Origin of the sequence: Nemorincola caseinilytica, from assembly GCF_039540515.1 — a bacterium.
GTDB lineage: Bacteria > Bacteroidota > Bacteroidia > Chitinophagales > Chitinophagaceae > Nemorincola > Nemorincola caseinilytica.
In genome coordinates this window covers 1-15,865 of record NZ_BAABFA010000004.1, presented here as the reverse complement: position 1 = coordinate 15,865, position 15,865 = coordinate 1, and the positions used below count along the sequence as shown (strand labels likewise).

Genomic DNA, 15,865 nt, shown 5'->3' with positions numbered 1-15,865 from the left:
ATGACAGAAAATTTATATGCTAATAGTTAATATTATTTTATGCTGTATCAGGCATGTAAAGAAGAGAGACCCGTCCCGGAGCATTCTGATATGATCTTGTTGTTTATGTCCTTTTAGAACAATGGATACAACTGTTGATGCTGCTATCAATAAGGGCTGAGGTCCCGCGGCTCTCTCATGATGCTGTATCCATATCTTTCAGCAATTCCTTCAGCTCATCCTGGGCTTTTCTTGCATCTCTCAGCAGTGGCCAGAAAATGGCCGGAATAAGATGGAGGCTCGCACCGTCGGTACTATATCTTTCTATAGTGGCGAACGCATCGCCCAGCCGGCGGCCGCCTATGAAATAAAAAGATCCCTTCAGCTTGTGAGCATAGAAGCGCGTATGCTCTGTATTGCCGGTATTGATGGCGGTGGTGAGTTTTTGCAGGTCATCGGGCAGGGTATTCACGGCGGCTGTCAGTATCTGCACTATCAGTTCCGTATCGCCATCGGTCAGCTCATTTATATGCTCTGTGTCGATGTAGATATATTGTTTTCCGGAACCCATGATGGCAGTAGACAAAAGATATTTGGGAAAATAAAGATACGGCTATGACACCATCGCCGGCAAATTTAGTAGCCTGCTCTTAAATATGTTAGCCATTTCTTAATTAGCTATAATAGCAGTACTTTTGTATTCAAGATCAGCAAGATAGATGCCAAAGATCCTTTTAATAGAAGATGACGCGCTCATTCAGAAAGCTGTAGAACTGAAATTCAAAAAAGAAGGTTTTGAAGTGGTGTGCAGCGGCGATGGTAAGGAAGGCATCGAGAAACTAATGTCCGAGGCCCCCGATGTGGTCATTACCGATCTGATGTTGCCATATACTTCGGGTCTCGAAGTGGTATCGGCAGTAAGGGCCATCACCGACCGCACCATTCGCATAGTGGTGGTTTCGGGCATGGGCCAGGAGCAGGTGGTGGAAGAAGCCTTTGAGCTGGGAGCCGATGACTATATCACCAAGCCTTTCAGCCTGAACGAGCTAGCAATAAGGATAAAAAAACAACTAAAAAGCTGATAGCTTATTTTTGTTGTTCTAGTGATCAGCAATGAAACTTTTTTCGACCTCATAACTCCGGTGCGCCTGTATATCGGCGCTCTTTTCTTTGCATCGCTTACTGTCATTTTCGTCATCATGATATACATACGCCTGTATGTAAAGAAAAGACGATTCTTTGCCAAACAAGCTATGACCAGCGAGCTGAACCACTGGATAAGTGAGGCCCTTCTGGAAGAGACCCCGGTAGAGATAGAGGTATCGCCTACCCTACGCCACTACCTGCGCAAGCCCATACACAGACAGTATATAGCTGATAGCCTCATAAATGTGCGGAAGAACATAAGCGGCGCGGCCACCGGCAACATAGTAAGGATATATGAGCAGCTGGGGCTAAAGAAGGATTCGCTGGAAAAACTGCGCAGCATGAGGTGGTACAGGAGATCGCGCGGGATATATGAGCTGTATATGATGGGCCAGCGCGAGGCCATGGACGAGATAGCCCGCTACACCAATAGCCGCAACGAAGTAGTGCGAAACGAGGCACAAACGGCCACAGTAGGGTTCAATGGATTCGCGGGGTTATCGTTCCTCACCACGCTTACGCATCCGCTTAATGCATGGCAGCAACTGAAGCTGCTGGAACAGCTGAACAAGCTGGATATAGAGGAAATGCCCCATCTGCCGCAGTGGCTCACATCCTCCAATGCATATGTGCAACTCTTCGCGCTGAAGCTGACAGATATCTATCAGCAATTTGCCATGTACGACCTGGTGATAAGATGTTTATCGTCGCCCAGCGAGGCCATAAGGCGCCAGGCCACCACTACCATAAGGCGAATAACAGGCACACCGCCTGCCATACTGAAAGAGTTGTTCGCCGGGGAGACCGCAGCCAACAAGCGCAACATTCTGCGGCAATTTGCTGTGATAGGATCGGCCGAAGATGTACCTTTTCTGCAGGCACAGTTGCAAGACCCCGATGATAGCATAAAGCTGGAGGCCAGCAGGGCCATGGCCAGGTGCGAAGGTTGGGATACCTTCGAGCAAATGGCGGTGAATAATGAGGTGCTTACCTCTATTGGCAAACAGGTAAAATACGAGATGGGGCTATGATGGCATGGGAAATAGCAGTGCTGATGCTTACCTACGGTATATTCCTATATGCCGTTACCCTGCTCACGGCCTACCTGCTCATAGGTGTAGCATCGGTAGGCGAAGCACAGAAATACCTGCGCAAGAACGAGTTCTCAGACTTCCGGCTGCTGGCCACATCGCGGCACGCGCCATCTATAAGCATACTGGCACCTGCATACAACGAGGGCGCTACTATAATAGAGAATGTGCGGTCGCTTCTATCGCTGCACTACAGCGACCTGGAAGTAGTGATAATAAACGACGGCAGCAAGGACGACTGCCTGCAGAAGCTGATAGATGGTTACGACCTGGTAAAGATTGAAAAGCATGTGCAGTACCGTATAGCTACCAAAGAGGTGAGAGGGGTGTACAAGAGCCGCAAGGCCGTATACAGAAAGCTGGTAGTAGTAGACAAAGTGAACGGAGGCAAGGCCGATGCCCTGAACGTGGGCATCAATGTATCATCGAATGACATAATAGTGTGTATAGATGTGGACTGCATACTGGAGCAGGACGCACTGCTGAAGATGATCAAGCCCTTTATGGAAGAGACAAGCGCAAAGGTGATAGCGTCTGGAGGTGTGGTGCGCATAGCCAACTCTTGCGAGATAAGGGATGGTAGACTGGAGAAGATAGTACTGCCCACTAATTACTGGGCTCGCATGCAGTCACTGGAGTATATACGCGCCTTCATAATAGGGCGCATGGCATGGGGGCGCATCAATGGCCTGCTGCTCATATCGGGCGCTTTCGGCGCTTTCGATAAGGAAACGGCAGTAAAAGCGGGCGGGTACGACCACAGAACCGTAGGCGAGGATATGGAACTGGTGGTGCGCATGCGCAGATATATGGAGGAATTGGGGCAACCCTACAAGGTCACCTATATCCCCGATCCGCTCTGCTGGACAGAGGCGCCCGAGAGCACCAGGATACTGGGCCGCCAGCGCAACCGCTGGACGCGCGGCTCTGTAGAAACGCTGAAAATGCACAAGGTGCTTTTCTTCAATCCGCGCTACAACCTTATGGGTATGCTCAGTTATCCATTCTGGTTCTTTTTCGAGATGCTGGCGCCGCTCATAGAGTTCTTTGGTATGGTGGTCTTTGCCGTCCTTACCATACTGGGCCTTATCAACTGGCATGTGTTCGTGGCGCTGCTGCTGTTCATCATCACATTCGGCTACCTGTTCTCGGCATTCGCGGCCTATATGGAGGTAGCCACCTTCAATATGTATCGCCGCCGCACCGAGATGATGAAACTATTGCTGACAGCCCTTACCGAGCCGTTCTACTTCCATCCCTTTGTGGTATGGGCAGCAGTAAAGGGTTATGTAGACCTGATACGGAAAAAAAATAGTTGGGGAGAAATGACCCGGCAAGGCTTTGGGCAGACCCCGGCAAAGAAATAGGGCTCGCCTACTGGCGGATGTTATGACCTATCATATATCACAGGAAACGTTTGGTATAGCCTATACCCACCTGGTATTGCTCTACCTGCCTGTTATAAGGCAGCTTGTTCTGCAGCCACGACAGGTTCAGGCTTATGATGTTCACTTTCTTGATAGAGCACTTTGCAGACAGCTCTGCAAAACGTGAGGTACCTGCATTGAACAGGTCTACATTTATACGCCTGTCGTCTATAGGCAGGCCCTTCATCACTACCAGGTTCACAAAGTCGTCGGCGCCGCCAAAGTAATACCTGATGGTGGCACCTGTGGTATTGGAGAACTTATTGCCGGAGGGCGCCAGGTATGTTCTTGCGCCAACAAGGAATTTCGATATATACTTGCCTACATAGCCCGTATAAAAGAAGATGTCGTTGGTATAGTAGAGATATCGTACACCAGCCTCGGCCTCGTATGCATGGGGCAGGTTGGCAAAGAGTGATGTGCCTGCACGCCACCGGGGAAATACCTCCAGGTGATCGCCATATCCGGCATTCAGATACATATAGAATGTCTTGGAAAGCTTAGGATAAAGATCCATTTCGTATTGCAGGCCCGGCTTTTTGAACCTGTTGGCTACGTTGGCCCTTACTACCCATGGGCCTATGCGGGTAGCAGTTACCAGCTCTACACTGGCAAAACGCTGTGGCGCGAAACGGGCATCATCATCATTGGCTATACTGAATGCAGTGCGTGATGTATCGAACCACATCCCGTCCAGCTTGATGGACACCTTATTGCGACAGCTCTGGTCGCGCAGCATCACCATCATGGCGCGCACCTCTGCATTGCCTCCACCCCCATCGGCCAGGGCGCTCACCGCGGTATAGGCTTCCAGGTACCGCCTCATAGCGGCCAGTATCTTTACCTTGCGAATGAGCAATTCGCGCGAGGCAGGAACATAAGAGAGTCCCTCCTCCGTTACAGCCAGTGCTTTCTCGTTATGTGCGTTCCACATCTCCAGGTCGCTGTAGGCTATATAGGCGTCCTCATTGTTGTGGTCGGCAGCTATCGCCTGCTGCATATAGTGCAGCGAACTGTCGTAGTTCTTGCTCCATGCATATACTCTTCCTGTGAACACTACCACATCGGTATATGCCGGGGCAATGGCCAGTGCTTTCTTGGCCAGCCTTATAGCGTTCGTGTTGTTCTTCTGCTCATATGCCGCCTCTCTGGCTGCCGCAAAAAGCCCATCGGCACTGGTGGTATCCTGCGCATGTATTACCCCCGATACCAAAAGCAGAACAGGCAAAAATAGCCGGTACAGATGTGTATGGTACCGCTTTATGTGGCGAGAGTGTATCATGGGTGCGTAATAATGAGCAAAATAAAAAAAATATGCTGGTTTCCGTTCCCTGGCCTTGCAGGTATATGTTCTCCTAATACTGTCCTCTTATCCTGCTCAGTGTCTCCTGCGTTATACCCAGGTAAGAAGCAATGTATCCCAGTGGCGCGCGTTGCACCAGCATAGGGTTATTGGCCAGCAGCTGGTCATACCGCTCCCGTACCGTCTTGAATTGCAGCCCCAGCAGCCTGCCTTCCAGTTTTACATAGTAGTTCTCCGTTATCACCCTGCCTAGCCTTTCGGTCTCCGGCAGGTCTTTGTACAACCGTTGTAGCTCATCGTAGGGCAGCAGCAGCATTTCCGTTGGTTCCAGCGCCTCTATGCTCTCTACCGATGGTACCCTGGCTACGAACGAGTAAAAGCTGGCCGCGAACTCACCATCCAGTGCCAGCCAGTTGGTCACCTCGCGTTCGCCCTCCATGTAGTAGCCTCTCAGCAGGCCTTTTTCTACAAAGCATAGTTCATTACATCGCTCTCCTACGCGCAGCAGGTATTGTCCTTTGCCGGCGCTTCTGCGTTTGGTCACCCTGCCTAGTTCCTGTTCCAGCCGCGCCGAAACAGGTATCACCGATCGCAGATATTCCAGGAAGCTCGTCATGTGTGCAATTGATAAGATGTTATGTGGCAGACGTCCTTATAGCGTTCCATATACGTTTGAAATAGTCTTTCATCTTGCTGGGTGTGGGTGTGCTTATCTCCTCTCCCCTGTCGTTGCGGCCCATCTGCAAATGGTACTTCAGGAATACCGAACTCGACATCCCCCATTTGAACAAAAAGGTCTTTGCGCCATCATTACGTTTTACCCTGCTTGTCGTCTTCGACATGAAGTGGTACGCCCTTGCCTTCGATACACCTTTGAACGTGCGCACACCATAGTGCCACAGCTTCATCATAAAGTCGGGATCGGAGTACATACCCGGGCTGAACTCCACGCTCAGACCACCCACAGCGCACCATAGTTGCCGCGGCAGCACCATCGGGTACCAGTTCGATCCATGCCAGTCAGCAAATGGTATCTTGTCATATTCGGCCAGCAGCCTTGCCTCGTCAAAGTTCGTCTGGTCGCTCCCGAAATCATAAGGTGCTATCACGCAGGCGTTCTTTGTCACCTCGCGCTCTATCAGCGTACCCGATATACACCATTTTATGCCCTGCTGTTTCCTCACCTCTTCATACAGGTACTTGTCCCATCCGGGGCAGAAATAATTGTCATCGTCCGACAGTACTATATACTCGCATGTCGCCAGCGACGACGGCAGGTTGAACCCGTAACACACGCCTACATTCTTATCTGAGTGAGTATGCAATATACCCTTCTCGCTTAGCCATGCCAGCGTACCATCGCTCCCCTCGTTCACATGTACCACTATCTGGTGCCTATAGGTCGAATTCTTCAGTATGCTCCCGATGGTTATTTTCAGTATCTCCAGGTTGTTCCACGAAGGTATCAGGATACTAAAAAGAGGATCATGCTCGTTATTTTTCGTTACAGACACATCATTCGTCGCATCATTCATAGCGGTCGCATTTTTAGACAAGACAAAAATCATATTTTTGCCTCACTTATAAAGTAGAAAATATCAACTTAATATATGAATAAAAACCAAACTCGATCGGGTGAGCTTCCACTCATGGAAACTAACGAAGGTATCGTTTTATTTCACCCTCACATTCCTCAAAATTCAAAAAAATATGTGGGCCAGGTACTCGATAGCCGCTGGATCGGGCAGGGACCCATGGTAGAGCGTTTCGAGAAGGAATTCGAAGAACGTTTCGGCGGCGGATGCGCCCCACTGGCAGTAGGCTCCGGTACCGATGCCCTGCATCTTGCCTACCTGCTGGCAGGCATACAGGCCGGCGACGAGGTAATAGCTCCTGTGTTCACCTGCACAGCCACCAATATCCCCTTCCTCTACATGGGCGCCACCATCCGCTTTGCCGATGTAGAGAAAGGTACCCTCAACATCGATGTCGATCATGTAAAAAGGCTCATCACCCCTCGTACCAAGGCCATAGTATGTGTGCATTATGGCGGCCTTCCCTGCAATATGGACGAGCTGCACGCCCTTGCCCACGAACATGGGCTCATCATCATAGAAGATGCTGCACATGCCCTTGGCGCTACCTATAAAGGCAAAAAGATAGGCGAGATATCCCACTTCACCATGTACTCCTTCCAGGCCATCAAGCACGTCACCACTGCCGATGGCGGTATGCTGCTCATAAAGGACCGCGACCTGCTGGAAAAAGCCAAGCGCCTGCGCTGGTTCGGTATCGATCGCTCTGCAAAGCAGAAAGGCATATGGGAGAACGACATCACCGAGATAGGCTACAAATACCAGATGAACGATATGGCCGCTGCCATGGGCATAGCCGGCCTCGAAGAGTTCAACGATACCCTGGCCCTTCGCCGCAGGCTGCTCGCACGTTATTTCGATAACCTCAAAGATCTCGATGGGGTCAAATGCGTAGGCGAGGGCTATACCGACCGCGAACATGCCGCATGGATGATGACCATCATAGCCGAGCGCAGGATAGAGCTGCAGGCACACCTCCGCGCCAATGGCATAGAGAGCGGACAGGTACACTACCGCAACGATAGGTACTCCATCTTCGGCGGCAGGCAGCAAGGCGCCTTCCCCAATATGGACAAGCTTGAGGACTCATACCTCGTACTGCCCCTCCACACCAAAATGAACGAGACCCATGTAGACCGCATTTGCGATGTCATGAAAAAAGGCTGGTAACCCTTACCCGTCCTCATAGATACTGCATTAGGCTGCCCCGAACGGGCAGCCTCTTTTCTGTTCTAGGCAGAACATTAGCATCAATATTTGGCACTCCATTTATTACGCATAGAGGAAAAAATCCAATCTATTTCAGCTTTATCATTATTTTTAGAAAGATTGATTGAGAAAGCAACAGAAGGTTTGCGTATTCAATTCCCATTACAATCTTAAACGGTTACAAAATGGTAGTTTTTTTGGATCTTGATGGAACCCTGACAGATACTGCTCACGAACGGTTTAAACCCTTCAAAGACGGTATTCAGGAAACCAATCCAAATGAAATTCCTGTATTTGAAGGAGCAGTAGAGTTCATTGAACACTTGCAAAATGCAGGTCATAAAGCAATTATTCTATCTGACAGCCATCCAAAATATGTCAGTAAAATTGCGCAATACCATTTTCAAGTTCCTGCAATCAGTTTGGCAGACAAACCCAATATTGAAATAACCATAAACTATATTAACTCGAATCCGGAAATCCAAGCACTCTGGAGAGATAAAGACAATTTTCTCATCGCAGGAGATAGCTGGCTTGATATCGAGCTCGGTAGAAGACTTAACATTCGAACTATACTAACCCAATTATATCGAGCTTCATCTATCGAAGAACGTGATGGTATTGGACAGGATTGGAAACCAATAAAAATGGGTCCAACTTATTTCGCAAAAAACTTTATTGAACTTTTTGAAATCATACAAAGCCCCACAGAAAACTTATTGGCAATCGAAGCAGTTTTTCAGAACACTAATTCTTCAAAAGCAGTTAAGTTTTTGCATAGAAACTATGCTGATGGGTTTGCATCTTTTCGATGTTTAGCAAGACAAGAAGATGGAGAATGCGATAAGTATGCAAGGGCTGACAAGTACTATCAAATTGACAATCCTAGTAGGACACCAGACTTTCTAATTTTATTGGCACAAGCAACCTCAAATTATTTATTGGAAGTCTCAAGTTTTCAGAATTTTCAGTGGCATTACTTTACTTATGTTTCTGACAAAAGAACTACTACGCCATTAAATAAAATGAAGGAAATATTTGATCTAGTTCAGTCTCCATTTCCCAAGGCTACACTTTTTCGATGGAGTGAAGATGTTACAGGAAGTCTAAGAAATCAGCCAAATTATGAGGCTAGAAGAACATTTATATCTAATAATCTCCACATAATAGAAGATATTGACTTGCTAAATAAAAACGTTATTGTATTAGATGACCAGTTTACATCTTCCGCAACTGCTAACGAAATATGCGCACAGCTAAGAACTAAAGGGGTAAAGAACATCCTATTCATAGCCTTATTTTATTTAATTTTACCAGTAGTAAGCAAATCTTGTCCAAGATGTAGTAAGCCCCTGAAAATAAAAATCAGGCGAAATGATGGGAATAGATTTTATTCCTGTTTGCCTCCAAGATTTGGAGGGCAAGGGTGTGGCTACACTGAAAACGTTACTTAAAAATTGAGGAGAAAAAATCAAACAATAGGATTAATCGCACTATCTCGCCTGAAAGGTATTGGACCCGCTTTTATAAAAAAAATCGCTACTGCTGATTTGTTTTCAAATTCTGAGATAGCGACTGAAATTGAAAGCATACTTTCTTTATCAAAGAAAGACATTGATAAAGAAGAAATTTACAACGGCATAGAAAATGCAAAAGATATTCTGTTCCGTTGTAAAGAGGATGGAATTGAAATAATTCCTATTACCGATGAAAACTATCCTCTACAATTAAAAGCAATTAAAGACCCTCCGCCAATCATATATTGCTATGGAAATCTTGAATTACTTTATAGGAATACAATCGGCATAATAGGGACAAGGGAACCAAATGAAAATGGAATAAAGATTTCCGAGAGAGTTGGGCAATATTTTTCAGCTAATGGATGGGCAATTTGCAATGGTTTAGCCGAAGGGGTAGATAATTATAGCATTAAAACGAATGAGAAAGTACATTCAAACGTAATTGGAATCTTAGCGGGAGGGTTAAACTACAATTACAAAAAAACTCTTTTACGAAAAACTGCGGAAAATGCAGAACAAGTACTACAGAATGCTGGCTTACTAATCTCCGAAGTTCCTTTAGACAAAAAGGAAGATACATTTTCAGTTGTAAAGTCTTGCCGTATACAGGCAGGCATCTCAAATGGTTTACTTATCGTTCAAAGCTCGTTAGATGGTGGTTCGAAGTATACTACAAAAGCATTTTGTGAGTTACCAAGGCCTGTTGCAGTTATCAACCCAATTCACGGGGACATTGATTTACCAAGTTATAATGCAAACAAAGAGATTATATTGGCAAGCAAAGATGGCTTGGCAAGGTTTGCAGATACTAAACTTGATAAAATTCAAACAGACAACATTATTATTATAAAATCTAAAGAGAACTATGCGGAGTTCGAAGAATTGATGAAAAAGCAATTTCAAAATACCTATAAACAAAAATCTACACTATTTGACTAAGGCGCCTACTAGCGCAAGTATTAGGTACTTCTCATACCTCACATAAGTTAGGCGGACCTGTCTACCGTAAGTAATACCATCGGCCCTAGTTCGTCGTAGCTTGTTGCTACGGCGGGTATGGTAATCGATATCTGACGAAAATATAGGCAATGTGGTCAAAATATCTGTAAAACAACGAGGGGCGCCATACAGCGCCCCCTCGTTGTTTCTTTATGTTAGCCTCCGCTACTTCTCCATCACGAAGTGTATCGTGCGCCTGCCATCCACAAGGTGCAGCGTCAGCATGTACATGCCATTGGCCAGCTCACCATCCATCACCACCTGTGCATCTACCATGCCCTGTTTCGCTTTTACCGTACCGCTGTACACCACCTGGCCCAGCACGTTCGTGATATCCACAGGTACCTCGCCCGTCAGCCCACTGCCCACAGTGCCACGCACCGAGAACATACCACGGTTCGGGTTCGGCAATAACGACAGGTCCCCTGTTACACTATTCGTATGCTGCCCCAGCGCATTTATCGTGATGAACACCCAGTCATAAGTACCTATGTTCGCACAGATACCGCTGCTCATCACCTCGCACGTTATAGAGTCATAGTCGCTGAAGATGGACGTGAACGTATCGGCAGTAGCACCCGCCACAGGATAGCCGTTCACCTTCCACTGGTACAACGGGCTCGGACCCGCGTCTATCGCTACCGCACGCAGCTTCACAGGCTTGCCCGCCGCCACCTCATGGCCCGGCTCGGGATATATCGTTACCACCGGTGTCAGCATCGGCTCCACATACAGCTCCACATCAGGGCTCACCACGCTATCGGCCAGCCTGCAGCGGTAGTTGCTCACCAGCATATTCCTTATCACGTCCCCATCTGTGGGTACATAGGTATAGCCCGGCCCGCTGCCCGCATACACGCCATTGCGGTACCAGTAGAACACCGGTGCACTGCCACCATAGGTAGCTGTACCCGTCAGGGTCACAGCCGTGTACTGGCACACACTGTCGTTCGGACCTGCAACTATGCCCGATACGGGTATCGCTGCCGGAAGCACAGTCAGTGTACGGCTCGCACCAGCTACCGTCGTGGCCACACAGGTCGCAGTGCTCGTCACCGTCACCGATACCACATCCCCATCTGCCGGTATGAACCCATAGGCAGGGCCAGTAGCCACAGGCACACCGTTCACCCGCCATACATGACCGGGGGCGATGCCGCCGCTCGTGATAGTTGTCGTCAATGTCACCGCCTGGCCGGGACACAGGCTGTCCGACGGGCTCGCATTGATGGTCACCACAGGTGTGGCAGGGGTCAGGGCCACCACTGTAGCGCTGCCCGACATATCCCTTCTGCAGCCGCTCGTCACGTTCGTTGCCTCTACCGTATACACACCGCTCACCGTCTGTGCGCCGAAGTCCAGCGCAAGGCCGCTGCCTGCAAGGTAGCCTGCGGCCGCAGACCCGCGGTAGAGCACATAGCTCACTCCCGGCTGCGAACCGTCAAGACCCACGGTCACGCCCGTGCCGCCCGCACAGTAGCTGCCGCCCCCCGTCACATTGTACACCACAGGCAGTGGCTGTACAGTCACGCTCCGCGTCACACGGCAGCCCGTAACAGGGTAGGCATACGTTATCGCCGCATTGCCCAGCGATACAGGTACCGCTATCACCGTATTGGTCGTCGTGGGCGCAAGGGTAGCTACAGCAGGGTTGCTGATGCTCCATACACCCCCCATTGAGATGCTCGTATAATACCCTGCGCTGCCCAGGCAGATATGAGGGTTGCCCGTTATCGGCTCAGGGGTCGCATCCACCCGCACCATCTTCGTACGGTAGCAGCCTGTGGCACCTATCGTATACCTTATCTGCGCAGGGCCTGCGCTCACACCCGTCACCACACCGGTGCCCGAGGCGCCTATCACATAGGCCCTGTGTGTAGAGTCGCTCGCCCATACGCCGCCCGGAGTGGCGCTCACCAGTGTTATCGTAGCGTCCTCGCACACACTGTCAGGTCCCGTGATGGGCGCAGGAAGCGCGTTCACCGTCACCGTCCTTATGTTGAAGCAGCCTGTGCTTATCGTATACGTCACTACAGTAGTGCCCGCAGCTATCCCGCTCACCGTGCCGCCCATATCCACTGTGGCTATGGCGGGGTTGCTGATGCTCCAGGTACCGCCCGGGGTCGGGTGGCTCAATGTGGTCGTGCCGCCCTCGCACACACGCGCATCCCCGCTCATGAGCGCAGGAAGCACTATCACCGTCACCGCAGCTACCGCGCGGCAGCCGCTGGCGCCCAGCGTATACGTCACCGGTACAACTCCGGGGGAGATACCGCTCACCACACCTGTCACAGGGTGGATGGTACCATAGCTGTTCGTGGTCGGGTCCGAGCTCCATACACCGCCCGAAGGGCCGCTCAACAGGTTGGTCGCAAAGCCCGCGCATACCGTCAGCGGGCCGCTTATCGGCGCAGGGTTGTCGTTGACCGTCATCGGCCATGTCTTCAGGCAGCCTGTGCCCAGCATATACGTCATTATAACGCTGCCGCCGCTCACGCCTGTCACCACGCCTATCGGGTCTATCGTAGCAACAGCACTGTTGCTGCTGCTCCAGGTACCGCCGGGGGTGCCATTGCCCAGCAGCGTGATATCACCCACGCATATGTTCGATACACCCGTGATATCGGCAGGAAGCGGGTTCACTGTTATGTCCTGTGTCCTTAAGCAGCCTGTCGGTAAGGTATAGGTGATGCGTGTGCGGCCAGGGCCGTTCACACCCATAACACCGGCAGACATACCGCTTACGATGCCCGTGCCTATCCCCACTGTCGCAACACCGGGGTCTGCGCTCGTCCAGTTACCGGTTCCCGGGCTGCTCACAAGCGTCGTCGTCAGGCCCTCGCACACCTCGGGTGTGCCCGTTATCACTGCCGGAAGCGGGTGTACCGTCACCGTCACCTGTGCATTACAGCCCGTGCCCAGCGCATAGGTTATCGTTACCGTATTGCCCGTGGCACCGCCGTTCACTCCCGTCACAATGCCATCCCCCGAGCCTACCGTAGCTATCGTAGTGTTGCCGCTCGTCCATGTACCGCCCGGTGTCGTATTGTCCAGGTCCGTCGTCAGTCCCTCGCACACCTGCAGCACGCCCGTAGTACCTGCCGGTATCGGGTTCACCGTGATGTCCTTCACAGAGAAACAGCCCGTCGACAGTACATAGGTGATAGTGGCCGTACCTGCACCCGCGCCATACACGATGGCCGTGTTCGATGTGGCAGGCGTTATCATCGCCACCAGCGGGTTGCTGCTGCTCCATACGCCGCCGCCTATCGTATCGGCTACCGTTATCGTATCCATCAGACACACACGGTCAGCCCCCGTTATCGGGTAGGGAGCGAATATCGTGAACACGTTCTTCGTCGCCTGGCAACCCGTAGGTAGCGTAAAGGTTATCGTTGCCGTACCTACCACCTGGCCAGAGGCCAGGCCAACGGATGGCGTGTTGAACTTCACAACAGCCGTATCGCTGCTGCTCCATAGCCCGCCGCCGGGACCGCTCGCATAGGTAGCGTCCGTGAAGTTACAGAACCCGTCAGGGCCTGTTATCGGTGTCGGAAGCTGGTTCACCGTCACTACCGCAGTATTGCGGCAGCCTGTGGACAGTAAGGTATAGCTCACTACAGTGGTACCTGCCGTGATGCCCGTTACCACGCCGCTGCCGTCTATGCTGCCTACCGAAGGTGTACTGCTGCTCCAGGTACCGCCACCGGTAGCATTGCTCAGGGCCGTAGTGGAACCCACACACACATCCAGCGTGCCGCCGATGGCAGCAGGCAGCGGGTTCACCGTACGAATGCTCGTGCGCACACAGCCCGTCGTGCCATTGGCATAGCTGATGAGCGCAGTGCCCGCCGTAATGCCGGTCACATCGCCCGTGCTGCCCGTCACGCTCACATTACCGCTCGCACTGCTCCAGGTACCGCCCGCAGGCGTGCTGGCCAGTGTTATCGTCTCGTTCACACATACCGCCGATGGGCCCGTATGTGCCGCAGGCAACTGGTCCACCGTCATCACCACCGTGCGGTAACAGCCTGTAGATGGTGTCGTATAAGTTATAGTTGCAGTACCAAAGACACCCGCCATCACCACACCACTGCCAGAGCCTATAGAGGCGATGGCAGAAGAACTGCTGCTCCAACTACCACCGGCAGGTGACCCCGTCAGCGTAGCCGTACCATAGCTCTCGCATATCTGCAACGGACCCGTTATACTCGTCGGTATCGGGTTCACCGTTATCGTCTTTGTCTTGAAGCAACCTGTACCCAGTGTGTATGTAATGGTCACTGTGTTCGGACCCAGTACACCGGTCACATTGCCCGAGCCATCCACTGTAGCGATGGTATTATCGCTGCTGCTCCAGCCTCCACCCGGAGTACCGGGTGATGTCAGCAGTATGGAATGGGTCTCACACACCTGTGACGGACCGGTCAGGTTGGCCGGCAATGAGTAGACCGTCACCACCTGCGTGGTTCGGCAACCCGTGCCCAATGTATAAGTGATGGTAGTAGTAAGCGGTCCGCTCACACCCAGCACCACCCCATCTGCAGAGCCAATGGTAGCTACAGATGGCAGGCTGCTGCTCCATGAGCCACCTGCCGGGGTACTGCTCAATATTGTTGTAGAACCTACACAAGTGGTAGGTGCTCCGGTTATAGCCGTAGGTAGCGCATATACCGTTACTATCGTATTGCGTACACAGCCATTGCTGTTCGTATAGCTTATCAGTGTCGTATCGGCGCCTGTGGATGACACACCCGTTACCACACCACCCGCGCTGATGGAACCTACCGCAGGGTTCGCCGCGCTCCATGTACCGCCGGGTGTGCTCGTCAGTGTCGTCGTGCTGCCCACGCATACGCCTGTAGTACCGCTTATCACCGCAGGCAGCGCATATACCGTCACCACAGCCGTCACTCGGCAACCCGTGCCCAGCGTATAGCTCACCGTGGCCGTCGTACCACCGTTCACGCCCGTCACCACGCCGCTAGTGCCCACTACGCTCACATTGCCGCTCGTGCTGCTCCAGGTGCCGCCGGGGGTCGCGCTGGTCAGGGTCATGCTGCTGCCCGCGCATACACCCAGAGTGCCTGCTATGGCTGCCGGCAGCGGGTCCACCGTCGCCACTACCGTCAGAGAACAGGTCGTAGGAAGCGTATAGGTCAGTGTCGTGGTACCTGCAGCTATACCGCCCAGTATGCCCGTGCCTGCGCCTATCGTACCTATGGCCGGCGTGCTGCTCACCCAGGTACCACCGGGTGGTACACCGGTAAGGTTGCTCGTAGCCTGCTCACATACCTGCAAAGAGCCCGTAACACCCGTAGGCACGGAGTTCACCAGCATCACCGTCGTCCGGTAACAGCCTGTGGGCAGTATATAGCTCACGGTACTGGTACCGCCGGTCACACCGCAGAACATACCTGTGGTGCTGCCTATGGTGCCTACTGAGGTATTGCTGCTGCTCCAGGTACCACCTGCCGAGGTATCGGTCAGTGTCGTGCAGGCACCCGCGCATACCGCCGTAGCACCGCCTATCGGCGCAGGCAGGCCGTTCACGGTCACCACCTGTGTACGCGCACAGCCTGTCAGCGTATTGGTA

The 15,865-nt window shown here is 51.5% G+C and carries 11 protein-coding genes; 6 read left to right on the top strand and 5 right to left on the bottom strand.

Translation table 11 applies throughout. The annotated features are described in order from the left end of the window. Positions 1-175: 175 nt before the first annotated feature. On the bottom strand, positions 176-550 hold the full coding sequence (locus tag ABD843_RS00975; RefSeq protein WP_345077143.1) for an Hpt domain-containing protein: 375 nt from the start codon (positions 548-550) through the stop codon (positions 176-178). A gap of 148 nt (positions 551-698) precedes the next feature. Here ABD843_RS00975 and ABD843_RS00970 point away from each other — a divergent pair, with 148 nt between their 5' ends. The 3 genes from ABD843_RS00970 to ABD843_RS00960 are packed head-to-tail and all read left to right on the top strand — an operon-like array spanning position 699 to position 3,583. Continuing rightward, positions 699-1,061: a response regulator transcription factor gene (locus ABD843_RS00970; protein ID WP_345077140.1), complete on the top strand. Its 363-nt coding sequence runs from the start codon at positions 699-701 to the stop codon at positions 1,059-1,061. A gap of 60 nt (positions 1,062-1,121) precedes the next feature. Continuing rightward, the gene (locus ABD843_RS00965; RefSeq protein WP_345077137.1) at positions 1,122-2,156 is read left to right on the top strand and encodes a HEAT repeat domain-containing protein; all 1,035 of its coding nucleotides are present in this window, start codon (positions 1,122-1,124) and stop codon (positions 2,154-2,156) included. Further along, positions 2,153-3,583: a glycosyltransferase family 2 protein gene (locus tag ABD843_RS00960; RefSeq protein ID WP_345077134.1), complete on the top strand. Its 1,431-nt coding sequence runs from the start codon at positions 2,153-2,155 to the stop codon at positions 3,581-3,583. Before ABD843_RS00965 ends, ABD843_RS00960 begins: the two co-directional genes overlap by 4 nt. A 37-nt stretch (positions 3,584-3,620) precedes the next feature. On the opposite strand, the gene ABD843_RS00955 is transcribed toward ABD843_RS00960, so the two are convergent. From ABD843_RS00955 to ABD843_RS00945, 3 genes are all read right to left on the bottom strand, one after another. Then, positions 3,621-4,871: a YaiO family outer membrane beta-barrel protein gene (locus tag ABD843_RS00955; RefSeq protein ID WP_345077131.1), complete on the bottom strand. Its 1,251-nt coding sequence runs from the start codon at positions 4,869-4,871 to the stop codon at positions 3,621-3,623. A gap of 127 nt (positions 4,872-4,998) precedes the next feature. Then, positions 4,999-5,562, bottom strand: coding sequence for a Crp/Fnr family transcriptional regulator (locus ABD843_RS00950; protein WP_345077129.1), 564 nt, complete (start codon positions 5,560-5,562; stop codon positions 4,999-5,001). Positions 5,563-5,581: 19 nt separating this feature from the next. Then, positions 5,582-6,481: a glycosyltransferase family 2 protein gene (locus ABD843_RS00945; RefSeq protein WP_345077127.1), complete on the bottom strand. Its 900-nt coding sequence runs from the start codon at positions 6,479-6,481 to the stop codon at positions 5,582-5,584. A 75-nt stretch (positions 6,482-6,556) separates the two neighbouring features. Between ABD843_RS00945 and ABD843_RS00940 the strand changes: the two genes are divergently transcribed. The 3 genes from ABD843_RS00940 to ABD843_RS00930 all read left to right on the top strand — a co-directional run bounded on the left by ABD843_RS00940 (position 6,557) and on the right by ABD843_RS00930 (position 10,209). Next, positions 6,557-7,711: a DegT/DnrJ/EryC1/StrS family aminotransferase gene (locus ABD843_RS00940; protein WP_345077124.1), complete on the top strand. Its 1,155-nt coding sequence runs from the start codon at positions 6,557-6,559 to the stop codon at positions 7,709-7,711. Positions 7,712-7,935: 224 nt separating this feature from the next. Continuing rightward, complete coding sequence (locus ABD843_RS00935) at positions 7,936-9,204, top strand: hypothetical protein (protein ID WP_345077121.1); 1,269 nt, start codon at positions 7,936-7,938, stop codon at positions 9,202-9,204. A 3-nt stretch (positions 9,205-9,207) separates the two neighbouring features. Next, a complete protein-coding gene (locus ABD843_RS00930; protein WP_345077118.1) occupies positions 9,208-10,209 on the top strand; it encodes a DNA-processing protein DprA in 1,002 nt (333 codons plus the stop codon). A gap of 225 nt (positions 10,210-10,434) precedes the next feature. Here the strand turns inward: ABD843_RS00930 and ABD843_RS00925 are convergent. Further along, on the bottom strand, positions 10,435-15,865 hold a 5,431-nt coding region (locus ABD843_RS00925; RefSeq protein ID WP_345077114.1), incomplete at its 5' end, for an Ig-like domain-containing protein.